Annotated in this window: 22 protein-coding genes and 1 tRNA gene; 12 read left to right on the top strand and 11 right to left on the bottom strand. The window is 70.7% G+C overall.

The window, feature by feature from the left end:
- Nucleotides 1-1,149, bottom strand: a complete 1,149-nt coding sequence (locus N553_RS0119780; protein ID WP_028047960.1) for a zinc-dependent alcohol dehydrogenase — start codon at nucleotides 1,147-1,149, stop codon at nucleotides 1-3.
- 243 nt (nucleotides 1,150-1,392) lie between these two features.
- On the opposite strand from N553_RS0119780, the gene N553_RS0119775 reads away from it, so the two are divergent.
- Entirely contained in the window at nucleotides 1,393-1,605 is a 213-nt protein-coding gene (locus N553_RS0119775; protein WP_156043924.1) for a hypothetical protein, read from the top strand.
- 70 nt (nucleotides 1,606-1,675) lie between these two features.
- On the opposite strand, the gene N553_RS0119770 is transcribed toward N553_RS0119775, so the two are convergent.
- From N553_RS0119770 to N553_RS23890, 3 genes are read right to left on the bottom strand one after another with little or no spacing between them, the layout of a single operon-like run.
- On the bottom strand, nucleotides 1,676-2,446 hold the full coding sequence (locus N553_RS0119770) for an ABC transporter permease (protein ID WP_028047958.1): 771 nt from the start codon (nucleotides 2,444-2,446) through the stop codon (nucleotides 1,676-1,678).
- Nucleotides 2,443-3,207, bottom strand: coding sequence for an ABC transporter ATP-binding protein (locus N553_RS23895; RefSeq protein WP_081844790.1), 765 nt, complete (start codon nucleotides 3,205-3,207; stop codon nucleotides 2,443-2,445). The genes N553_RS0119770 and N553_RS23895 overlap by 4 nt, the downstream gene beginning before the upstream one ends.
- On the bottom strand, nucleotides 3,204-3,794 hold the full coding sequence (locus tag N553_RS23890) for a TetR/AcrR family transcriptional regulator (protein ID WP_034623578.1): 591 nt from the start codon (nucleotides 3,792-3,794) through the stop codon (nucleotides 3,204-3,206). Before N553_RS23890 ends, N553_RS23895 begins: the two co-directional genes overlap by 4 nt.
- A gap of 165 nt (nucleotides 3,795-3,959) precedes the next feature.
- On the opposite strand from N553_RS23890, the gene N553_RS0119755 reads away from it, so the two are divergent.
- The 4 genes from N553_RS0119755 to N553_RS23885 all read left to right on the top strand — a co-directional run bounded on the left by N553_RS0119755 (nucleotide 3,960) and on the right by N553_RS23885 (nucleotide 7,271).
- Nucleotides 3,960-4,463, top strand: coding sequence for a DUF2231 domain-containing protein (locus tag N553_RS0119755; RefSeq protein ID WP_028047957.1), 504 nt, complete (start codon nucleotides 3,960-3,962; stop codon nucleotides 4,461-4,463).
- 167 nt (nucleotides 4,464-4,630) lie between these two features.
- The gene (locus N553_RS0119750) at nucleotides 4,631-5,356 is read left to right on the top strand and encodes a VIT family protein (RefSeq protein ID WP_369796731.1); all 726 of its coding nucleotides are present in this window, start codon (nucleotides 4,631-4,633) and stop codon (nucleotides 5,354-5,356) included.
- Between the two features lie 11 nt (nucleotides 5,357-5,367).
- On the top strand, nucleotides 5,368-6,033 hold the full coding sequence (locus N553_RS0119745) for a response regulator transcription factor (protein WP_197030138.1): 666 nt from the start codon (nucleotides 5,368-5,370) through the stop codon (nucleotides 6,031-6,033).
- Nucleotides 6,030-7,271, top strand: a complete 1,242-nt coding sequence (locus N553_RS23885; RefSeq protein ID WP_051640395.1) for a cell wall metabolism sensor histidine kinase WalK — start codon at nucleotides 6,030-6,032, stop codon at nucleotides 7,269-7,271. Before N553_RS0119745 ends, N553_RS23885 begins: the two co-directional genes overlap by 4 nt.
- 102 nt (nucleotides 7,272-7,373) lie before the next feature.
- Here N553_RS23885 and N553_RS0119735 read toward each other — a convergent pair whose 3' ends face one another.
- From N553_RS0119735 to N553_RS0119720, 4 genes are all read right to left on the bottom strand, one after another.
- The gene (locus tag N553_RS0119735) at nucleotides 7,374-7,868 is read right to left on the bottom strand and encodes an FMN-binding protein (protein WP_028047954.1); all 495 of its coding nucleotides are present in this window, start codon (nucleotides 7,866-7,868) and stop codon (nucleotides 7,374-7,376) included.
- Nucleotides 7,868-9,235 carry a ferric reductase-like transmembrane domain-containing protein gene (locus tag N553_RS0119730; RefSeq protein ID WP_028047953.1) on the bottom strand — a complete coding sequence of 456 codons (1,368 nt, stop codon included), beginning with the start codon at nucleotides 9,233-9,235 and terminating at the stop codon, nucleotides 7,868-7,870. Before N553_RS0119730 ends, N553_RS0119735 begins: the two co-directional genes overlap by 1 nt.
- 128 nt (nucleotides 9,236-9,363) lie before the next feature.
- A complete protein-coding gene (locus tag N553_RS0119725; RefSeq protein WP_028047952.1) occupies nucleotides 9,364-9,552 on the bottom strand; it encodes a hypothetical protein in 189 nt (62 codons plus the stop codon).
- A 122-nt stretch (nucleotides 9,553-9,674) separates the two neighbouring features.
- Nucleotides 9,675-9,748 (bottom strand) — tRNA-Leu (locus N553_RS0119720).
- A 147-nt stretch (nucleotides 9,749-9,895) separates the two neighbouring features.
- Here N553_RS0119720 and N553_RS0119715 point away from each other — a divergent pair.
- The gene (locus tag N553_RS0119715) at nucleotides 9,896-10,525 is read left to right on the top strand and encodes an ANTAR domain-containing response regulator (protein WP_231505335.1); all 630 of its coding nucleotides are present in this window, start codon (nucleotides 9,896-9,898) and stop codon (nucleotides 10,523-10,525) included.
- A 12-nt stretch (nucleotides 10,526-10,537) separates the two neighbouring features.
- Here the strand turns inward: N553_RS0119715 and N553_RS0119710 are convergent, their stop codons facing one another.
- Nucleotides 10,538-11,311, bottom strand: a complete 774-nt coding sequence (locus N553_RS0119710; protein ID WP_028047950.1) for an endonuclease/exonuclease/phosphatase family protein — start codon at nucleotides 11,309-11,311, stop codon at nucleotides 10,538-10,540.
- Between the two features lie 59 nt (nucleotides 11,312-11,370).
- On the opposite strand from N553_RS0119710, the gene N553_RS0119705 reads away from it, so the two are divergent.
- Together N553_RS0119705 and N553_RS0119700 are read left to right on the top strand one after the other, a co-directional pair.
- A complete protein-coding gene (locus N553_RS0119705) occupies nucleotides 11,371-11,985 on the top strand; it encodes a hypothetical protein (protein WP_028047949.1) in 615 nt (204 codons plus the stop codon).
- 135 nt (nucleotides 11,986-12,120) lie between these two features.
- A complete protein-coding gene (locus N553_RS0119700) occupies nucleotides 12,121-12,900 on the top strand; it encodes a GNAT family N-acetyltransferase (protein ID WP_081844788.1) in 780 nt (259 codons plus the stop codon).
- Here the strand turns inward: N553_RS0119700 and N553_RS0119695 are convergent.
- Nucleotides 12,816-13,226 (bottom strand): PaaI family thioesterase, encoded by a 411-nt coding sequence (locus tag N553_RS0119695; protein ID WP_028047947.1) that lies wholly within the window; start codon nucleotides 13,224-13,226, stop codon nucleotides 12,816-12,818. The two genes, N553_RS0119700 and N553_RS0119695, sit on opposite strands and share 85 nt — an antisense overlap.
- On the opposite strand from N553_RS0119695, the gene polA reads away from it, so the two are divergent.
- From polA to N553_RS0119680, 3 genes are all read left to right on the top strand, one after another.
- Nucleotides 13,225-15,984, top strand: a complete 2,760-nt coding sequence (polA, locus tag N553_RS0119690) for a DNA polymerase I (protein ID WP_028047946.1) — start codon at nucleotides 13,225-13,227, stop codon at nucleotides 15,982-15,984. The two genes, N553_RS0119695 and polA, sit on opposite strands and share 2 nt — an antisense overlap.
- A gap of 163 nt (nucleotides 15,985-16,147) precedes the next feature.
- Complete coding sequence (locus N553_RS0119685; protein ID WP_028047945.1) at nucleotides 16,148-16,498, top strand: DUF485 domain-containing protein; 351 nt, start codon at nucleotides 16,148-16,150, stop codon at nucleotides 16,496-16,498.
- Nucleotides 16,495-18,153, top strand: coding sequence for a cation acetate symporter (locus tag N553_RS0119680; RefSeq protein WP_028047944.1), 1,659 nt, complete (start codon nucleotides 16,495-16,497; stop codon nucleotides 18,151-18,153). The genes N553_RS0119685 and N553_RS0119680 overlap by 4 nt, the downstream gene beginning before the upstream one ends.
- Nucleotides 18,154-18,180: 27 nt before the next feature.
- Here the strand turns inward: N553_RS0119680 and N553_RS0119675 are convergent, their stop codons facing one another.
- Nucleotides 18,181-18,990, bottom strand: a complete 810-nt coding sequence (locus N553_RS0119675) for a class I SAM-dependent methyltransferase (RefSeq protein ID WP_028047943.1) — start codon at nucleotides 18,988-18,990, stop codon at nucleotides 18,181-18,183.
- Nucleotides 18,991-19,120: 130 nt separating this feature from the next.
- Between N553_RS0119675 and N553_RS0119670 the strand changes: the two genes are divergently transcribed.
- The gene (locus tag N553_RS0119670) at nucleotides 19,121-20,146 is read left to right on the top strand and encodes a 6-phosphofructokinase (RefSeq protein WP_028047942.1); all 1,026 of its coding nucleotides are present in this window, start codon (nucleotides 19,121-19,123) and stop codon (nucleotides 20,144-20,146) included.
- The last annotated feature ends 202 nt before the right edge of the window (nucleotides 20,147-20,348 follow it).

Genomic DNA, 20,348 nt, shown 5'->3' with positions numbered 1-20,348 from the left:
TCAGGCCGCGTCCGGCACGACGAGCGTCTTGATGCACCCGTCGAGCTTCGCGGAGAACGTGTGATACCCCTCGGCGATGTGCTCGAGCGGGATCCGATGGGTGACGATGTCGCTGGGCTTGAGGTAGCCGTTGCGGATGTGCTTGAACAGCCGCGGCCACTGCCGCTTCACGGGCGCCTGGTTGGTGCGGATCGTGAGCCCCTTGTTCATGGCGTCACCGAACTTCACGGCGCTGAAGAGCGGACCGTAGGCGCCCATCACGGAGACCGTGCCGCCCTTGCGCACCGAGTCGATGGCCCAGTTGAGCGCGACCGGCGAGCCTCCCTGCAGCTTCAGCTTGGCGCTCGTGACGTGCTGCATCAGGTTGCCGTCCGCCTCCGCACCCACCGCATCGATGACGACGTCGGCGCCCAGGTGGTCGGTCATCTTCTTCAGCAGCACCACCAGGTCGTCGTGCTCGGCGAAGTTGACCGTCTCCGCGTACGCGAAGGTCCTGGCCTTCTCCAGCCGGTAGTCGAGGTGGTCGACGACGATGACCCGGCCGGCCCCCATCAGCCATGCGGAGCGCGCGGCGAACAGGCCGACAGGGCCGGCTCCGAGGACGACGACGACGTCACCCTCGTGGATGTCGCCGAGCTGGGCCCCGAAGTACCCGGTGGACAGCGCGTCTGTCAGGAGCACCGCGTCCTCGTCGTCCAGCCACTCCGGGATGCGCTGGGGTCCGACGTCCGCGAACGGCACCCGGACGTACTCGGCCTGGCCGCCGTCGTACCCGCCGGTCGTGTGCGAGTAGCCGTAGATCCCGCCGACCGCGGTCGCGTTCGGGTTGACGTTGTGGCAGTTCGAGTACAGGCCGCGGGCGCAGAAGAAGCACGACCCGCAGTACACGTTGAACGGGACCATCACGCGGTCACCGACCGACAGGTTCTGGACGGACGGCCCGACCTGGTCGACGACGCCGATGAACTCGTGCCCGAACGTGTGCCCGATACGGGTGTCGGGCATCATGCCGTGGTAAAGGTGCAGGTCGGAGCCGCAGATGGCCGCCAACGTGACTCGGACGATCGCGTCGTTCGGGTGCTCGATCCGTGGGACGTCCTTCTCCTCGACGCGGATCTTGTACGGACCTCTGTAGACCATTGCTCGCACGGGCTCACCACCCTGGGGGAGGGCCGGGGCGCCGCGCTGCTGAACGCTCCCCACAGCGTGCCACCGCGCTCCGCGGGGCGCCTCTCAGATCGCACGCCCGCTGCTCGCCGATGGGCCGCCGGTCCCGGCGGCCCGTGTACTGCCGCATCCGTGCCGTTGTCACGGTCGACGTCCCGACGAGGCATGACGGGCCGGTGCACGGTGTCCCTGTCGACCCCGACGCCCCTGTGCCATGGTGAGGGCGTGGGGACGGAATCCGAGAGAGACAGCATCGCGACGGGCGCGGGCGACGGCTTCGCCCCCATGGATCCGAACGGCGCCGGGATCCGGGCGGCAGAGGGGATCGCGACCGAGCTGCGGAGCGGTCGGCGGCGCCCGGTGGTCCTCATCGGCGTCGGACTGCTCGCGGGCGCGGCAATCATCGTCGCCACCCTGGCTGTGCTGTCGCACTTCTAGCTCGCGCACGGGCCGGACGCCGGACCGCGGGTGCAGAGGGCTCTCCCGCGGCGCCTGACGGTGAGGCGCTCTACGCCAGCTGCAGATGGGACCAGGTTCTGACGGTGGCCGCCCAAGCACCGGCACCGACAGCAACCACCAGCGCGACACCGAGCGCGGTCACCGCTGCGGTCTCCCCACCTCCGGCGCCCACCAGCAACGACGGAACGGCCCACGGGAACCAGGACCCGCCGCCGAGCAGGACGACGACCTGGCTCACCATGATCACTGCGAGCAGGGCCCCGACCGCGGGCAGGTACCCCTTCCCTCGCGTGGCCACCCACGCGAAGGGCAGAGCCAGCCACGCGCTCGCGACACCGGCGAGCACACCAGCGGCCAAGGTCCGTACCTCGTCCGTGCTGGGTGCTCCCATGCCGACAACCACGCCTGCGACGAGCGCCATCATGGCCGCCACCACGACCGTCCCTGACGAGGCGAGCATGACCGCGCCGAGCTTGGCGCCAGCGATCCGCGATGCCGGTGTCGGAAGTGCGAGCAGCTGGCCGAGCGTCCGGTCGGAGAACTCCCGGCCGCACGTCCACGCCGCGACCACGCCGGTGCCCAGCAGCCACAGCACGGCGACGACCTGGCCGAACGCGCTGCTCACGGCGACCCATCCGGTGCCCTCGACCATGGTCGCGATCTTCGCGCCGGCCAGGGAGCCGTCCGTGGAGCCCTGGTCCACGAGGGCCGCAGCGCCGACGGAGAAGAACGCCGCAACGAGCGCCATCGCAGCGAACGCGGTCCGTGTCACCGGTGACCGGCGCACCTTGAGCATCTCGACGGTCCACGCGGCACTCATCGGGCACCTCCTGCATCTGGTGCGTCGTTCCGGACGGTCGCGGGCACCCGCGTGTCGACATCGATCCCGTCTGCGCGTGCGGCCATCGCGAACAGCGCCACCTCCAGGTCCGTCCCGTGAGGATCGAGGGAGCCGACAACCCTGCCGCGGTGGAGCACGGTGATCCGGTCGGCGATGCGGGCGAGCTCGTCGAGGTGGTGGCTGGACAGGAGAACCGCGCACCCGTCGGTGCGGGCGCGATCCAGGACCAGGCGACGTATGGCGAGCACCCCTGCGGGGTCCATCGCATTGGTCGGCTCGTCCAGCACGAGGACCTGCGGTCGGTGCACGATGGCCGTCGCCAGCCCGAGCCGCTGGCGGTTGCCCAGGGACAGGCCACCCGCCCTGCGGGCCACGAGGTCGGAGATCCCGACCGCGGCCGCCGCGTCCGCAACGGCCTCCCGCACGACCCCACGGGGCACGCCCCGCAGCAGCGCAGCGGCCCGCAGGTTCTCCTCGACGGTGAGCTCGGCATAGGCGCCCGGCTGGTCGATGAGGTGCCCCACGAGCGCACCGGTTGCGGCGGACCCGGCGCTCAGGGTGACCTGACCCTCGTCGGGTCGCAGGACGCCGACGAGCATGCGCAGCAGCGTCGTCTTGCCTGAGCCGTTCAGCCCGACCAGTGCGTGCACCTCGCCCGAGCGGACCTCCAGGTCGACGCCGGCCACAGCCGTCAGCCGGCCGAACCGACGCACGAGGCCAGTGGCCCGAAGCGACGTCATGGCCGCGGTGCCAGCACGTCGAGGGCCGCCTCGAGCGCATCGGCAAGCCGTGATCCGTCGGCTGACGGGTCGGACGCGCCCCAGTGCAGGAGGCCTGACGTCAGGGCACCGAGGACCGCCCCGACCGACGCCTCGGCGACTGCTGGCTCGACCTCCTGCGCGACGAGCACCTCGACGACCGCGCCCTGCGTCTTGGCCATGTTCTCCCAGATTCGTGCGCGCACGGCAGGGACGCTCGTCGCGAGCCGCAGTCGTTGCCGCGACTCGGCGTCGAAGTCATCGGACCGAAGTCCCTCGAGCGTGCTGAGCAGGCCGAGACGCGTGCGCTCGAGCGCGGACAGCTCCCTGGGTTGGGCGCCGACCGCGTCGGCCAGGAGGGGGTCGTACGGGTCGTCCAGGACGACGTCCTCCTTCGTCGGGAAGTTCCGGAAGAACGTCATGTGGGAAACCCCGGCGGCTGCGGCGATCTGCGCGACGGTCGTCCGCTCGTAGCCCTGCTCCTCGAAGAGGCGCAAGGCGTGCGCCTGGAGTGAGCGTCGGGTGCCGACGGCGCGCGATGGGGCGGTGGGCGACTGCGGAGTTGCCATGTGAGCAATGTTAGTTAGTAACTAACATTGCGCGCAAGCGTTGGTCGATGCGTTGCCCGCCGCCCGACGCCTGAGCGGACTCTCGTGCGCTCTCGTCGATCGTGAGAAACCTCTGAGATTCCGTCAGTAGCGTCCCGCTGGCACCCCACAACGACGGAGGTCCACGTGAACGAGATCAACGGTCTGCCCACCCACGTCCTGCTGGTCCACGCCGTGGTGGTCCTGCTGCCGCTCGCGGCGGTGCTCGTCGGGGTGACCGCGTGGTGGCCGACCCTGCGGCGCAAGCTCGGCATGCTCACACCGCTGCTCACGGTCGGAGCCACGGTCCTGGTGCCGCTCACGACCCACTACGGCGAATGGCTCGAGGGGCACGTGCCCCACTCGGACCTGGTGGAGAAGCACGCCCAGCTGGGAGACCAGATCCTTCCGTGGGCGCTTGCGCTCTCCGCACTGTCGGTGGCGGTCTGGCTCTGGGGCCGCTACGTCGACGCCCACGACGGAACGCGCAGCCGCCGAGACCGCTGGATCGGGATCGCCGGCGCGATCGTGACTGTCGCCGTGGCCGCGGGCACGATCGTCGCGGTGGTGCGCGCCGGAGACTCGGGGGCGCAGGCCACCTGGGACGGCAAGGTGTCCACCCAGCAGTCCGGCGACGGGGACGACGACTGAGCATCATCGGCGGGCGTCGTTCCCCGTGCCGGAAAGCGACGCGCACCGTCGTCGTGCCCGGTGCTCTGAGGCGGCGGACCGTCATGGTCCACCGCCCGCCAGCCGACGGGGAAAGGGCAGCCACACCTTCGTGGCGCCGGGTCCCCGAGCGGCCTAGCGTCGAGAACGTGGCCGAGCTCGGAAGATCGACGGCCCGACAGGTGGACAACGGTCGGGGTCGTGACGCCGCGCGGTTGAACCGGCTGCGTGCCGGGGTGCTCGGCGCCAACGACGGGATCATCTCGACCGCGGGCCTGGTCGTGGGCGTCGCGGGGGCGACGACGCAGATCGGCCCGATCCTGGTGGCCGGTATCGCGGGGTTGGTGGCGGGTGCGGTCTCGATGGCTCTCGGTGAGTACGTGTCGGTGAGCAGCCAGCGCGACGCGGAACGCGCTCTGATCGAGCAGGAACGCCGCGAGGTCGAGAACAACCCTCAGGGTGAGCTGGACGAGCTCATCGGCATGTACGAGTCCAAGGGCCTCTCGCACGAGACTGCCCGCGCGGTGGCCCAAGAGCTGACCGACCGCGATCCGCTGGCGGCGCATCTGGACGTGGAGCTCGGGCTCGACCCCGGTGCACTGACCAACGCGGTCCACGCCGCGATCTCGTCGGGTCTGTCCTTCACCGCCGGTGCGCTCCTTCCCTTGCTGGCGGTCTCGCTCGCTCCGGCCTCCGTACGGGTGGCCGTGACGTTCGCTGCGGTCCTGGTCGCGCTGGCCGTCACCGGTGGGATCAGCGCGCGGTTGGGCGGTGCCCGTCGGCTGCCGGCCGTCGTGCGGCTGGTCGTCGGGGGAGCGGTGGCCATGACCGTGACCTACGCCGTCGGCCGCCTCCTCGGCGTGTCGGGCCTGTAGGACGGCGCGGCATGGGGACAGGGGTGCCGTTGCTTCTCGTCGAGGACGACCGCCAGCTCGCGGCGATGCTCGAGCAGATCCTGTCGGGTGAGGGGTACGACGTAGACGTCGCACCGGACGGACAGCGCGGCCTGCACCTCGGGCTGACCCGCCGCTACGACGTCCTCGTGCTCGACCGTGGGCTACCGGCGATCGAGGGTCTCGACCTGCTGGCCCGTCTGCGTTCCCGCGGGGTCCAGACGCCCGCGTTGGTGCTGTCCGCGCTCGGGAACCCCGCGGATCGTGTGGCGGGCCTGGATGCCGGCGCTGAGGACTACATGAGCAAGCCGTTCGACCTCGACGAGCTGGCCGCCCGGTTGCGCGCCCTGCGCCGCCGGAACCACGACGAGGCGACGACCATCCGGGTGCCGGGCGGCTCGCTGGACGTCGGCTCCCGAGAGGTAGCGCTCAGCAGCGGAGCGTCCGTGAGCCTGACGGAACGCGAGAGCGCCCTGCTGGAGGAGCTGGCCCGGCGGCCGCGGCAGGTCTTCAGTCGCCCGGACCTCCTGGACCGGGTCTTCCCGGACGCCGAGGACGAGGGAGTCGTCGACACCTACGTCTACTACCTGCGTCGCAAGCTCGGTCGCGCGAGCGTGTCGACCGTGCGAGGCGCCGGGTACCGCCTGGGCGACGCATGACGAACCTGACGGCGAACGAGCGGCGCGTCGTGCGTCGCACGTCGTGGCGACTGGGTCTACAGGTCGCCGGGCTCGTCCTCGTCGTGCTCGCCGCGGTGTCCACCACGGTCCTGGTCATCGTGATCCGGTCGCAGCACGCGGCGGGGGTGTCCCAGATACTTGCGGCGGTGCACTCCGTCGACGACGTCCACGACGCGCCCGCCGGCATGTGGGTCGCGGTCGCCCATCACGGTGCACTGGAGACCTCGGCCGACATGCCGACCGGCCTGCCCGACCTCGACGCCCTGCGCGAGGTGGCCGCGGGCGGGAGCGACGTGCGCACGACGGTGCCCACGAGCGCCGGCGAGGTCACGGTCGTCACCGGCCTGAGCGGGGACCGGGTGGTGCAGGCGGCCTTGGACCCGCGCACCGGCCATGAGGAGCGTGAGCGGCTCGTGGCGGCACTGCTGCTCGCGGGCGGTCTCGGGGTCGTGCTGGCCGGCTTCGGCGGTGCGTGGCTCGCGCGTCGCGCGGTCGCGCCGATGGTCGGTGCCCTGAGCCTCCAGCGGCGCTTCGTCGCCGACGCCAGCCACGAGCTGCGCACCCCACTGACGCTCATCTCCACGCGGGCCCAGCTGTTGGACCGACACATGACCGCGGACTGGGGGGCAGCGTCGCCGGACCGCGTGCAGCACGACGTCGACGGGCTGCTGGCCGACACCGCGGCGCTCACGGCGGTCCTGGACGACATGCTGCTGGCGGCGGACGCCCGGTCCGTCGATCCGGTCCCGGTGGATGTTGCCGACGTGGCAGCCGACGTGGTGGAAGCGGCACGCGCGGCGGGGGAGCGCCGGGGCGTCACGCTGACCCGGTCCGGCGAGACCCGAGCCGTCGTCCTGGCCTCGACCGCGTCCGTCCGGCGAGCGCTGACGGCGCTCGTCGACAATGCTCTCGACCACGCGGACGGCACGGTGGAGGTTGACGTCCGGGTCGGGTCGGGTCGCGTCCTGGTGTCGGTGCGCGACGACGGACCAGGACTCACCGGAGACGAGGCGGACCTGTTCCGGCGGTTCGCGTCGCACCGTGACGAGGCCGACGGCGACCCGGATCGGCGCCACTACGGGATCGGCCTCGCACTCGTCGCCGAGATCGCCTCCCAGCACGGGGGATCGGTGCGGGCGGAGTCGCTGCCGGGGGCGGGCGCTGGAGCGGTGATCACCCTCGAGCTACCAGCAGCTCCGCGCCAGACCGGTCGGTGAGAATGCCCGCGCTCGCGTCCACGGCAACGGACGCGCCGAGTCCGCGCGCCCACGTCACCGCGTCAGGCGCCATCGCCAGCAGCGACGGGGCGGCATGTCCGCTCAGCCCCGTTGGTCGATCGTTGACTGGACGGATTCCCGGTACCCCTGAGACGTGTACGTAGCGCCCGAGACGGTGTCGATGTGCGCCGACTGCGCCGCGACCACCTCCTGGGCCAGTGCGGGGACCGCACGCTCGGAGATCTGAGCGCTCTCGCGCTCACGGCTCGGCGTCTGCAAGGTCTGCACGGAGGTGATCTGGCTGCCGCTGAACGTCACGGCGACCTGGACGGCGCCGTAGCGGTTCTGCACGACCGACCCGACGATCGTCACCGTGTCCGACGTCGCGCCGCTGCCCGTCCCGGTCGCGCTCGAGCCGTCCGACGTCGAACCGCTGGACGGTGTCGGGGTCGTCGACCCAGCGCTCTGCACTCCTGAGGCCGACGCCGGGGCGGCCGGCTGGGGCACGACGCCGGCGAACCGGCTGATGCCCGCGGCCGCCATCGCCGCAGCGGTGCCGACGAAGATCAACGTCCCTCGCCATGGTCGGGTGGCCATCAGCCCAGCTCCTCTCGGTGGACCGCTCCGGCCGGCACGCCGAGGGCGCGCGCCGACCGGGTGACGGTGGTCATCATCGCGTCGGGTCCGCAGACGAACACGTCCCGCTCGGCGATGTCCGGGACCGCTCGGCGGAGGTAAGGGGCGGACAACGGGTCGTGCCGAAGCTCCGCACGACGACCCGGCACCGCGAGGTAGCGCAGCCAGGGCGACGGCGTGAACTCGCCGGCGAGGGCCAGCCCGTCAGCCGTGTGGGCGCGGTGGATGACCACGATCTCGTGGCCCCGCCGCAACAGCTCCTCGGCCAGTGCTCGGATCGGTCCGATGCCTGCGCCGCCGGCCACGAGGAGCACCTTGCGGGAGGTGGCCCGCTCCGCCGTGAACCGGCCGAACGGTCCCTCGACGAGGACGCGCGTCCCGGCGCGCACCTGTGCCACCGCCGACGAGTGGTCCCCGAGCGCGCCGATGGTGAAGCGCAGGCTGTCGTCGGTCGGGACCATGGACAGCGAGTACGGGTGCGCGGTGACCAGGTGCCCCCTCGTCAGGAAGCGGACCAGGAAGTACTGCCCACCTCGGGCGCCCAGCCTCTGCAGGTCCGCACCCTCGAGCCAGACGCTCGCGAGCCCGCGAGCCTCCGGCACCACCCTCGTCACCCGTAGGCGGTGACGACCGTGGTCCAGCAGAGGCAGCGCGACCCGCCACGTGAGGATCGCCGCGGCGGTCCCCGCGTACAGGGTGATCCAGGCCAGCCGGGCGAAGGGGTTCGACACGAAGTGCGTCCCGCCGGCGATCTGGTGGAAGAACGTCAGGAAGACCGCCACGTAGCTGGTCAGGTGCACCGTGAACCAGACCTCGTAGGAGAGGTTCTGCCGCGCCAGTCGGGCGCTCGACAGGCCGAAGGCCACGAACAGCGCCGTCCCGATCACCGCGGGCCACAGGTACGGCTGCGTCGCCAGGACCCCGGGCACCTCGGCCCAGACCGACGTTCCGTCCAGCCACGCCCCCCCGAGGACCATCAGGACCACGTGCGTGACGATCAGCAGGACGACGGTGGTCCCGAGCGAGCGGTGCCACGAGACGAGGCGGTCGAGTCCGACGGACCGCTCGAACCAGGGAACCCTCGCGATCAGCAGCAGCTGCGCGCAGACCAGGAACGACCCGAGCAGGCCGGCCAGCTCACCGAGGCTCATCGCCGCGCCACCGGGTGTCGAACCGACCAGCGGCGAGGTCCCGAGCCACCAGAACGCCAGCACCGCCAGCGAGCCGACCCAGAGGGCAGCGAGCACCCCGGACGGTCGCCGTCCCGGCCGCCGGGCCGACGGGACGCCGACCGGTGGAGGTGCGAGGTGGGCCGTGGTCGTTGCCATGGTCCGAGTCTGTCGCCGCGTTCTTAGAGGATTCTCGGAACGGCCCTCCGGGCTCCCTCACATCGTGCGGCGGCCCCCTGAGGTGCGGGCCGTAGCGTCCGGCGCCCGGCGACGGGGACCGGCGCGGCCTATCGCACCGATGGAGACGTGAACGAGAGCACGGCGCCGACGACGGCTGCCACCCACGCCACCCAGCGCGCCGCCGAGAAGTCTCCCCACGCAGCACCGAAGTCCTTGTCGCTCCGGACGATGTCGACGACGGTCGTCACGACCACCGCTGCCACGGACAGCATGAAGAGGACCAGAACACCGGGCACGGGAGACCCTTCATCGAGGCGGCGCACCAGCGTGCCAGGCTTGCGCGCCCGCCCACAGGAGTGCCTTCGATGCTTGCGCAACGTGTGCGCGTTCGCCGATGTGTTGTCGCAAGTCAGACGGGTGCCCCGAGTGGGATTCGAACCCACACTGGATCGGGTTTGAGCCGAACGCCTCTGCCGGTTGGGCTATCGGGGCCGTGCAGCAGGATACCCGGAGCGGGGAGGGAAAGACGCAGGTGGGCGGGCTCACAGGCGCACCTGCTGCAATCCGAGGTGCGACGGCCATTACTCTGTGCACGTGAGCACCGACGCCAATCCCGATCCCACGCAGGCAGACCTCGACCTGAGCTCGACCGAGGCCGCGGCGGAGACTACGCCCGCCCCGGCGCGTGCCGCTCGCCGGGCGGTGGTGGCCGAGGACGAGGCGCTCATCCGCATGGACGTCGTCGAGACGCTGCGTGACGCCGGCTTCGACGTCGTCGGCGAGGCGGGCGACGGCGAGACGGCCGTGCAGCTCGTCACCGACCTCAAGCCGGACGTCGTCGTGATGGACGTCAAGATGCCGATCCTGGATGGGATCTCGGCTGCGGAGCGCATCGGCAAGGCGCACCTGGCGCCCGTGGTGCTCCTGACGGCCTTCTCGCAGAAGGAGCTCGTCGAGCGGGCGAACGAGGCGGGCGCGATGGCGTACGTCATCAAGCCGTTCAGCCCGGCCGACCTTCTGCCCGCCGTGGAGATCGCCATCTCGCGGTACGCCCAGATCGCAGCGCTCGAGTCGGAGGTCGCCGACCTGGCGGAGCGGTTCGAGACGCGCAAGCGGGTCGATCGCGCCAAGGGGCTCCTGATGACGAAGATGGGTCTGACGGAGCCGGAGTCGTTCCGGTGGATCCAGAAGACCTCGATGGACCGCCGGCTGACCATGCGTGAGGTGGCCGACGCGGTCATCGAGCAGGTCGGTGGCGGCGCAGCCTGATCCAGGCGCGCCCTATGGCGTCTTCCTGACGTCGAGCTCGACCAGCAGCGCCCGGTGGTCCGAGACGCCCGTGTCTATCGATTCGGCCGCCCCGGTCGCCGTGACGGGTCCGTAGCCGAGGACGTGGTCGAGCTGTCTCGTCGGTTGTCTGACGGGGTACGTGAAGGCCGTCGCCAGGGACGTGAAACCTGACACGCTCCTCGCCTTGTCCGCGTCGAGGTTCAGGTCGCCCACCAGGACCAGCGGCCGCGGCAGGACGCGCGCCCGGCTCGCGAGGTGGGTGAGCTGGCGAACCGTGTGGCTGGGGATGAACGTCAGGTGCGTGGCGACGACGGTGAGGTCGCCGGTCGGGGTCTGGACGGACGCCACGAGGGCAGCCCGTGGCTCGTCGCGCACGAGCGTCGGCCACCGGCTCCCGGGCCATCGCACGGAGGCACGACGACGGCGCAGCGGCAGGTCGAGAACGTGCCAGGAACGCACGGGGAACCGGCTCAGCAGCGCGATCCCGTAGGCGGCCGACGACGGTTGGCGGTCGCCGCTCGCAGCGGTCCAGACGCCCGGCTCGCCGTGCAGCACGGCGGCGAACCGGTGCTCCGGGGCGCCCATGGCCTCGGCCGCGACCGTGGTGAGGTCGGCGCCGTGCGACCGCGGCTGGTCCCGGTCGACCTCCTGCAGCGCGAGGACGTCGACGTCCAGGTCCCGCACCGCACGGGCGAACCGGTCGAGGTCCACCTCACCGTCGGCCAGGGACCGGCCATGCAGGATGTTGAACGTCGCGATGCGCACGCCGCCGATTCAACCTTCCGTCCTGCGAATGTGCGCGTCGGGGTGTAGACCTGCGTGCCATGACGCCCGTGGACGCCATCGAGGACCGCTCCGCACTCCAGGACGGCCTGCGCCTCACCGCCGTCGCACTGATGGATGCCGGCATCCCGTTCGCGCTCGTCGGCGGCTATGCCGCGTGGGCCCGGGGTGCGCCAGAACCGAGCCATGACGCGGACTTCGCCATCGTGGAGCGAGACATCGACCGCGCGAAGGAGGCGATCGCCGCCAAGGGGCTGGAGGTGAGCGACCCGGCCGAGAACTGGCTGTTCAAGGCCTACCACCACGGACAGCTGGTCGACGTCCTGTTTCGCATGGTGGGGGAGCCGATCACCGACGAGCTCCTGGACCGCAGCGACGTGCTCGAGGTGCTCTCGGTGCGGATGCCCGTCCTGGGTGCCACGGATGTCGTCTCGGCGAAGCTGCGCGTGCTCGGCGAGCACTACTGCGACTTCGGGCGCCTGCTGGCCATCGTGCGAGCTCTGCGTGAGCAGATCGACTGGGACCGCGTCCGCTCCGATGTCGGTGCCCATCCGTACGGGCGGGCGTTCCTGTTCCTTGCCGACGAGCTGGGCATCACCGACGTCGGGCTCAGCCCGGGCACCGACGTGGAGCCCGGGCGGACGGACAGCGGGTAGCGACCGTCGGGTTCGCGTCGACGCACAGGCGAACCGTGGGTGAACGAGCGAATCTGGTCGAATGTTCAAGAAATGCACTCGTCCGGGCGACACCAGGTGCCGTCCGGGACTAGGCACCGGCGGCCGCAGTGGTCCATGATCGAGAGCGACGCCATCGCGGGCAGGGATGTTCGTCACCCCGACCGGATCCCCCTCGTCCCGTCCGGAGGTCTGACTGCCGTGCGTATTGGTGTGCAAGTCCGCGGAGCCCAACCGGGTGACCTTGACAGTCTCGTCGCGCTCGTCCTGACCGCCCGTCAGGAGGCGGGCGTCGGCTCACAGCTCTGCACGGACGACTCGGCACGCCTCCATGACCAGCTCGGCACGCTCCTGGGCGTCGAGGGCGGGCGCATCCTCCTGGCTCAGCTCGACGGGGAGCCCGCCGGCCTGATGCTCGCGCGCATCGTCGGACCGGGTCCGTTCACGGACGTCGTCGCGATGGACATCGAGGCGGTCTACGTGCAGCCGGACGCGAGGCGGCGCGGCCTCGGGCGGGCGCTGCTGCTCGCCGCTGTCGCGGTGGCCGAGGAGGCTGGCGCCACCGAGCTCTACTCGTCGCCTCTGCCCGGCGCGCGCGGCATGCAACGCTTCCTGGCGCGCATCGGCTTCGCTCCGGCTGCGTCGCACCGGGCCGTCTCCACGGCGGTGCTGCAGCGCAGGCTCGCGCAGGACCACGCACCGAGCACCACGCGCAGGCTCGAGGACCTCATCGCGCGGCGCCGACACGTCCGCGAGGCACGACGGGCCCCTGACGACGTTCCTTCGCCGGTGGCGAGGGCGTCGAGCGCCGATCAGTCCCGCGCCTCGATCACCATGCACGTCAACCGCGCGGTGCAGAGCAACCGTCCGCCGTCGTCCTCGACCACCACCTGGTAGGTCGCCAGCCGGTTCCCGAGGTGGATCGCGGTAGCGGTACCGGTCACGACGCCTGAGCGGGCGGCCCGGTGGTGCGTGGCACTGATCTCGATCCCGACGGCCGCGCGCCCTGGACCCGCGTGCACCTGCGCCGCGTAGGAGCCGAGCGTCTCGGCGAGCGCTGCGGAGGCGCCCCCGTGCAGCAGGCCGTACGGCTGCGTGTTGCCCTCGACGGGCATGGTGGCGACCGCCCTGTTCGCCGACAGCTCGGTCAGCTCGATGCCCAGTCGCTCGATGAGCGTGCCCACGGTCGAGGGGACGGCGGCGAGGGCGTCGGTGTCGGTCATGGCAGATAGGTTGGCACCCGTGAGCGACGGATTGCCAGCGAACCCCCCGACGACAACGTCCACCCCAGCCAGGCTGCTTCTCATCGACGGGCACTCGATGGCCTACCGGGCGTTCTTCGCGCTCCCGGTGGACAAGTTCGCCACCTCCGCGGGCGAGCCCACGAACGCGGTCTTCGGGTTCTTCTCGATGATCGCGAACCTCCTGCGGGACGAGGCGCCCACCCACGTCGCGGTCGCGTTCGACGCCGGCCGGACCACGTTCCGGACCGAGGTCTACGAGGCGTACAAGGGCAACCGCGACGCAACTCCGGCGCCGTTCCGCGGCCAGGTCGAGGTCATCCAGCGGGTGCTGGACACCATGCACATCCCGTACCTGTCCAAGTCGCAGTTCGAGGCCGACGACATCCTGGCGACCCTGTCGGTCCAGGCGCGCGCGCAGGGTATGCAGGTCCTCATCTGCACCGGCGACCGGGACGCGCTCCAGCTGGTCAACGAGGACGTCACGGTGCTGTACCCGGTCAAGGGCGTGTCGGAGCTGGCGCGGATGACACCGGCCGCGGTCGAGGCCAAGTACGGCGTCCCGCCTGAGCGGTACCCCGATCTTGCGGCGCTGGTGGGGGAGTCGAGCGACAACCTTCCCGGCATCCCGGGGGTGGGACCGAAGACCGCAGCCAAGTGGATCGGCCAGTACGACGGCCTGCAGGGGATCCTCGGCTCGGCGGGCGACGTTCCCGGCAAGGCGGGGGAGTCGTTGCGCGAGAACCTCGAGCAGGTGGCGCTCAACCGGCAGCTCAACAGGCTCCTCACGGACGTCGAGCTGCCCTTGGGGCCGGAGGACCTCGCGGCACGCCCGTGGGACCGCCACGCACTGCACGCGATCCTCGAGGAGCTCGAGTTCCGGGCGATCCGGGACCGGCTCTTCGCGATGCTTCCCGACGAGGGGGCGGACTCCGCCACGGCGGTCGCTGCCGCGGAGCTGAACCTCACGGTGCTCGGCACGGGCCAGCTTGCCTCCTGGCTGTCTGAGCGGGCGGGGCAGCCGCTCGGGCTCGACGTGCGCGGCCTGGGTGCGCCGGGGCGGGGCGATGCGTGGGGTGTCGCCCTGGCGGACGCGGACGGGGACGCCGCCGCGTTCGACCTGCAGCAGATCGACCCGGCAGACGAGAAGGCCCTTGCGGCATGGCTCGCAGACTCGGACGCGCCGAAGGTCGTGCACGCCTCGAAGGAGGCGTGGCACGCCCTGGCCGGGCGTGGGCTGCCGCTCGCCGGCGTCGCGTTCGACACCGAGCTGGCGGCCTACCTGTGCCAGCCCGACAGGCGCGCGTACGACCTCGCCGACCTGGCGATCGGGTACCTGCGGCGCGAGCTCGGTGCCACCGACGCCGCCGACGGGGGTCAGGGCCTCCTCGACCTCGAGATCGACGGCACCGACGAGGGTCGACGTGCTGCGGTGCGTGCTGCTGCGGTTCGTGACCTGTCCGACGTGCTGGACGGCGAGATCGCCGACCGCGGTGCCGCCGGGCTGCTCGCGGACCTCGAGCTGCCGCTCGTCGACGTGCTCGCACGCATGGAGAGCACGGGCATCGCGATCGATCACCCCTACCTCTCGAGCCTCGAGAAGTCGTTCGACGCGCAGGTGCAGGAGGCCGCGGCCGATGCCTACGCGGTGATCGGGCGCGAGGTGAACCTGGGCTCGCCCAAGCAGCTCCAGGAGGTGCTGTTCGACCAGCTCGGGATGCCCAAGACCAAGAAGAACAAGACCGGGTACACGACGGACGCGAACGCGCTGACGGACCTGTTCGCCCGGACGCAGCACCCGTTCCTCGAGCACCTTCTCGCCCACCGCGACGCGATCCGGCTGCGGCAGACCGTCGAGGGCCTGCTCCGGTCGATCGCGCCGGACGGACGGATCCACACGACGTTCCAGCAGACGATCGCGGCGACCGGCCGGTTGTCGTCGGCGGACCCCAACCTGCAGAACATCCCGATCCGCACCGAGGCGGGCCGGCAGATCCGCCGGGCATTCGTCGTGGGTGAGGGGTACGAGACCTTGCTGACCGCGGACTACTCGCAGATCGAGATGCGGATCATGGCGCACCTGTCGGGCGACGAGGGCCTGATCGAGGCCTTCCGCTCGGGCGAGGACCTGCACAGCTATGTCGGGTCGCACGTGTTCGGGGTGCCGACGAGCGAGGTCACGCCGGCCATGCGCTCGAAGATCAAGGCGATGAGCTACGGCTTGGCCTACGGCCTGTCGGCGTACGGGCTGTCGCAGCAGCTCGCCATCGAGGTGTCCGAGGCGTCGTCGCTGATGCGGGACTACTTCGAGCGGTTCGGTGGCGTGCGCGACTACCTGGAGGGTGTGGTCAAGGTCGCCCGAACGACCGGGTACACCGCCACGATCCTGGGTCGCCGCCGGTACCTGCCGGATCTGACCAGCGACAACCGCCAGCGGCGCGACATGGCCGAGCGGATGGCCCTCAACGCACCGATCCAGGGCAGCGCGGCCGACCTCATCAAGGTCGCGATGCTCGGTGTCGACCGCGAGATCACGCGACGGGGCTTGGCGTCTCGGATGCTGCTCCAGGTGCACGACGAGCTCGTGCTCGAGGTCGCGCCCGGCGAGCGCGACGAGGTCGAGTCGATGGTCCGCGAGCAGATGGGCGCAGCCGGCGACGGTGCCACCGACGGACCGCTGGACGTGGCCCTCGACGTCACGGTCGGTGCCGGCGGGTCCTGGCACGACGCCGGTCACTGATCGGGTACTCCCGACGAGTGGTCCCAAGGGTTGGCCACTGACGAGGGTTTCTGGTGTTTCGCGCGCTTTCGCGTGCGTTTCGCCGTGCGGCCGCGGGTGATCTACGCCAAAGTGTCGGCCACACAGCGGCGACGGAGCCGCGACGTCTCTCGAGGAGCCGCTCGTGACCGACACACTCGGACAACCACAGACGGACTACGAACGAGTACAGGACAGCGCAGAGTTCCAGGCGCTCAAGCGGCGGTTCCGTCGCTTCGTCTTCCCGATGACGGCCTTCTTCCTGGCCTGGTACTTCCTGTACGTCCTGCTCGCGGACTACGCGCACGACTTCATGTCCCAGAAGCTCTGGGGCAACATCACGGTGGGACTTCTGTTCGGACTCGGCCAGTTCGTGAGCACGTTCGCGATCACGATGATCTACGCGCACTGGGCGAACACGCGTCAGGACCGCGTCGCGGAGCGACTTCGTCGGCACATCGAGGAAGGCGCCTCGCTGGACGGTGAGGGCGCATGAGCGACTCGCTGCGGTCCCTGGTCCACGCCGCGACGACCGAAGACGTCGGCAGCCCCGCGGTCAACATCGCGATCTTTGCGGGCTTCGTCGCCATCACGCTGGTCATCGTGTTCCGCGCATCGCGCAACAACAAGACCGCTGCCGACTACTACGCGGCGGGGCGCTCGTTCACCGGCCCCCAGAACGGCACCGCGATCGCGGGCGACTACCTGTCCGCGGCGTCCTTCCTCGGCATCTGCGGTGCCATCGCGATCAACGGCTACGACGGGTTCCTGTACTCGATCGGGTTCCTCGTCGCGTGGCTCGTCGCGCTGCTTCTCGTCGCCGAGTTGCTGCGCAACACCGGCCGGTTCACCATGGCGGACGTCCTGTCCTTCCGGCTCAAGCAGCGCCCCGTCCGCATGGCGGCCGCGCTCGCGACGCTCACGGTGGTGTTCTTCTACCTCCTCGCGCAGATGGCCGGTGCCGGTGGCCTCGTCGCCCTCCTGCTCGGCGTCGAGGGCACCGCCGCGCAGGGCGCCGTCATCGCCGTCGTCGGCGCGCTGATGATCCTGTACGTCCTCATCGGCGGCATGAAGGGCACCACGTGGGTCCAGATCATCAAGGCGGTGCTCCTGATCATCGGTGCCGCGGTCATGGCGGTGTGGGTGCTCTCGGAGTACGGCTTCAACCTCTCCGACCTCCTGCAGGGCGCGATCGACACCGCGGGCGAGGGTGGGGAGGCTCTGATCGGACCCGGGAAGCAGTACGGCGCGACCTCGATGAGCCAGCTCAACTTCCTGTCTCTGGCGCTCGCGCTCGTGCTCGGCACCGCAGGCCTCCCGCACGTCCTCATGCGCTTCTACACGGTGCCGACCGCCAAGGAGGCGCGTCGTTCGGTCGTCTGGGCGATCTGGCTGATCGGGATCTTCTACCTGATCACCCTGGTGCTCGGCTACGGCGCGGCGGCGCTCGTCGGTCCTGAGGCGATCAAGGCAGCACCGGGTGGCGTCAACTCGGCGGCCCCGCTGCTCGCCTACGAGCTGGGCGGCACGATCCTGCTCGGACTCATCTCGGCGATCGCGTTCGCGACCATCCTCGCGGTCGTCGCGGGTCTGACCATCACTGCGGCGGCGTCGTTCGCGCACGACATCTACGCGTCGGTGATCAAGCACGGCGAGGTCAAGCCGGACGGTGAGGTGCGGGTCGCGCGGATCACCGTCGTCGTGATCGGCATCCTGGCCATCATCGGCGGCATCTTCGCCAACGGGCAGAACGTCGCGTTCCTCGTGGCGCTGGCGTTCGCGGTCGCGGCGAGCGCCAACCTGCCGACGATCCTCTACTCGCTGTTCTGGAAGCGGTTCAACACCTCCGGAGCCCTGTGGAGCATCTACGGCGGGCTCATCTCCTGCATTGTGCTCATCACGTTCTCGCCCGTGGTCTCGGGCAAGGTGGATCCGGTCACCGGTGCCAGCCTGTCGATGATCAAGAACACGGACATCGACTTCCACCTGATCCCGCTCGAGAACCCCGGCCTGATCTCGATCCCGCTCGGGTTCCTGCTGGGCATCGTCGGGACGTACGTCAGCAAGGTGAAGGGCGACCCCGCCAAGTACGCCGAGATGGAGGTCCGGTCGCTGACCGGAGCAGGCTCGGAGAAGGCCGTCGTCCACTGACAGCGCCCTGGGGCGGTGGCGGCGTCGTCACCGCCCCAGGTGCGTCACGAAGATCGCGGTACCGGGCAGCAGCGCACCACGGACGGGACCCCAGCCGCCCCAGGTCCGGTGGTGGTCCTCGGGCCACTCGGGCTCGACGAGGCGGTCGAGCACGAAGCCGGCGGCGGTGAGCTCGGCGACGTGGTCCCCGAGCGTCCGGTGGTACTCCGCGTAGAGCACGGACCCTGACGCGCCGATCTCGGCATACGGCGTCCGGTCGAAGTAGGACCGTGTCGCCGTGAGGCCGGCTTCGCTCGGGTCGTCGGGGAACGCCCAGCGGATGGGGTGCGTCACGGCGAACACCCACCGTCCACCCGGTCGCAGAACTCGTGCGACCGAGGAGTGGACGCGGCCGGCGTCGGGCACGAACGGGAGCGCCCCGAACGCGGTGAACGCGACGTCGAAGGACCCGTCGGCGAACGGCAGCTGTCGCGCGTCGGCCTGCACCAGGGGCGTCCTGGCGCCCGTCGACCGGTCGTAGGCCGCGCCGGCCGCCAGCATCCCGCCCGACACGTCAGTAGCGACGACGTCGACACCCTGCTCCACGAGCCAGCGTGCGCACTGCGCCGCACCGGCACCCACCTCAAGAACCCGCCGACCGGACAGGTCGCCCAGGAGTCGCGCATCAGCCTCCCGCAGTCCCTCGGGGCACCAGCAGAAGTCGGCGGGGCCGAGGAAGTCGCCGTGCTCCTGCAGGTACTCGGCCGCGTTCGCGTCCCACCAGCCCCGTCCGGCGGAGCCGCCGGAGGACGACGGGATGTCCAGGTAGCCGGCCTCGGCGAGGGGGTCGTCGGTCATCCGTCCAGTGTCGCGCGCTCGATAGGGACGTTGGTCCACAGACGGACGCATGGTGGGCTGGCTAAGGTGGGAGCACGGCGGCCCGACGACGCGCTCCGCACATCTGTTCACTGGAGTCGAAGGAGTACCTGTGCGAGTCGGACTGCTCACCGGGGGCGGAGACGTCCCCGGCCTCAACGCTGCGATACGTGCAGTCGTGAAGCGAGGAGAGGGCGAGTACGGGCACCAGATCATCGGCTTCCGCAACGGGTGGCGCGGCGTCGTCGACGGATTGAGCGAGCCGATCACCCGGCAGCACATCCGCAACCAGCTCGCGGTCGGCGGGACGCTCCTGGGCACGGCCCGGTACCACCCGCACGCCGACGACGGCGGCCTCGACGCGGTGCTCTCGACGCTCGATTCCGAGCGCATCGAGGTGCTCATCTGCATCGGCGGCGACGGGACCCTGCACGCCGCGAGCAAGGTGGCCGAGGCGGGCATCCGGATCGTCGCGATCCCCAAGACCATCGACAACGACGTGTGGGGGACCGACAAGTCGATCGGCTTCGACACTGCCGTGGGCATCGCTACCGAGGCGATCGACCGCATCCACACGACGGCTGAGAGCCACAACCGCGTCATGATCGTCGAGGTCATGGGGCGGCACGCGGGCTGGATCGCCACGGAGGCCGGCATCGCGGGCGGCGCCGAGCTCGTGCTCGCGCCCGAGGCCCCGTTCGACATCGACAAGATCGAGAAGTTCCTCAAGCACCGGCACCGCGCGCACGCGAGCTTCTCCATCATCGTCGTCGCGGAGGGCGCCGTGCCCGCGGAGGGCACCTCGATGAGCTACGAGACGCAGCACGGCAAGTTCGGTGACATCGTCGCGGGCGCCATCGGTGACAGGCTCAAGCTCGAGATCGAGCAGCGCACCGGCTTCGACACGCGGACCGTGGTGCTCGGTCACGTCCAGCGCGGCGGTATCCCATCCCACGTCGACCGGATCCTCGGGTCGCGGTTCGGCGTCGCGGCCATCGACGCGGCGACCGAGGGGCAGTCGAACGTCATGACGGCGCTCCGCGGTGAGTCGGTGCAGATGGTCTCGCTGGACGAGGTGGCGGGCAAGGTGAAGTACGTCCCTGACGAGCTGCTCGCCGTCGCCCGCGCGCTGGGCTGACGGTCGGCTCAGACCGCACGGACGAGTCAGCGCCGCTTTGACCAGTCCATCCCTGCCCAGATAAGGTAGACGGCGGTGCCGCGCGCCTTGATGCGGCGGCTCATCCCGAACGTACTGCTCGTACGTGGTCCGATCTCGAGCTGGTGCACAGCACCCGCACGAGAGGGCCGGGGACGCCCCGTCTTGACGCGGTCACCGCCTG

The sequence above is a fragment of the Cellulomonas sp. URHE0023 genome (assembly GCF_000688475.1).
Taxonomy (GTDB): Bacteria; Actinomycetota; Actinomycetes; order Actinomycetales; family Cellulomonadaceae; genus Cellulomonas.
Note: the sequence above shows the minus strand (reverse complement) of the source record. Positions and strands in the feature narration are given on the sequence as shown.

Excerpts from the sequence above, each read along its gene's own strand:
- N553_RS0119770 (WP_028047958.1), bottom strand. The coding sequence starts at position 2,446 with ATGAGTGCCGCGTGGACCGTCGAGATGCTCAAGGTGCGCCGGTCACCG.
- N553_RS23895 (WP_081844790.1), bottom strand. The coding sequence starts at position 3,207 with ATGACGTCGCTTCGGGCCACTGGCCTCGTGCGTCGGTTCGGCCGGCTG.
- N553_RS23890 (WP_034623578.1), bottom strand. The coding sequence starts at position 3,794 with ATGGCAACTCCGCAGTCGCCCACCGCCCCATCGCGCGCCGTCGGCACC.
- N553_RS0119745 (WP_197030138.1), top strand. The coding sequence starts at position 5,368 with ATGGGGACAGGGGTGCCGTTGCTTCTCGTCGAGGACGACCGCCAGCTC.
- N553_RS23885 (WP_051640395.1), top strand. The coding sequence starts at position 6,030 with ATGACGAACCTGACGGCGAACGAGCGGCGCGTCGTGCGTCGCACGTCG.
- N553_RS0119735 (WP_028047954.1), bottom strand. The coding sequence starts at position 7,868 with ATGGCCACCCGACCATGGCGAGGGACGTTGATCTTCGTCGGCACCGCT.
- N553_RS0119730 (WP_028047953.1), bottom strand. The coding sequence starts at position 9,235 with ATGGCAACGACCACGGCCCACCTCGCACCTCCACCGGTCGGCGTCCCG.
- N553_RS0119705 (WP_028047949.1), top strand. The coding sequence starts at position 11,371 with ATGACGCCCGTGGACGCCATCGAGGACCGCTCCGCACTCCAGGACGGC.
- N553_RS0119700 (WP_081844788.1), top strand. The coding sequence starts at position 12,121 with ATGATCGAGAGCGACGCCATCGCGGGCAGGGATGTTCGTCACCCCGAC.
- polA (WP_028047946.1), top strand. The coding sequence starts at position 13,225 with ATGGCAGATAGGTTGGCACCCGTGAGCGACGGATTGCCAGCGAACCCC.
- N553_RS0119695 (WP_028047947.1), bottom strand. The coding sequence starts at position 13,226 with ATGACCGACACCGACGCCCTCGCCGCCGTCCCCTCGACCGTGGGCACG.
- N553_RS0119680 (WP_028047944.1), top strand. The coding sequence starts at position 16,495 with ATGAGCGACTCGCTGCGGTCCCTGGTCCACGCCGCGACGACCGAAGAC.
- N553_RS0119675 (WP_028047943.1), bottom strand. The coding sequence starts at position 18,990 with ATGACCGACGACCCCCTCGCCGAGGCCGGCTACCTGGACATCCCGTCG.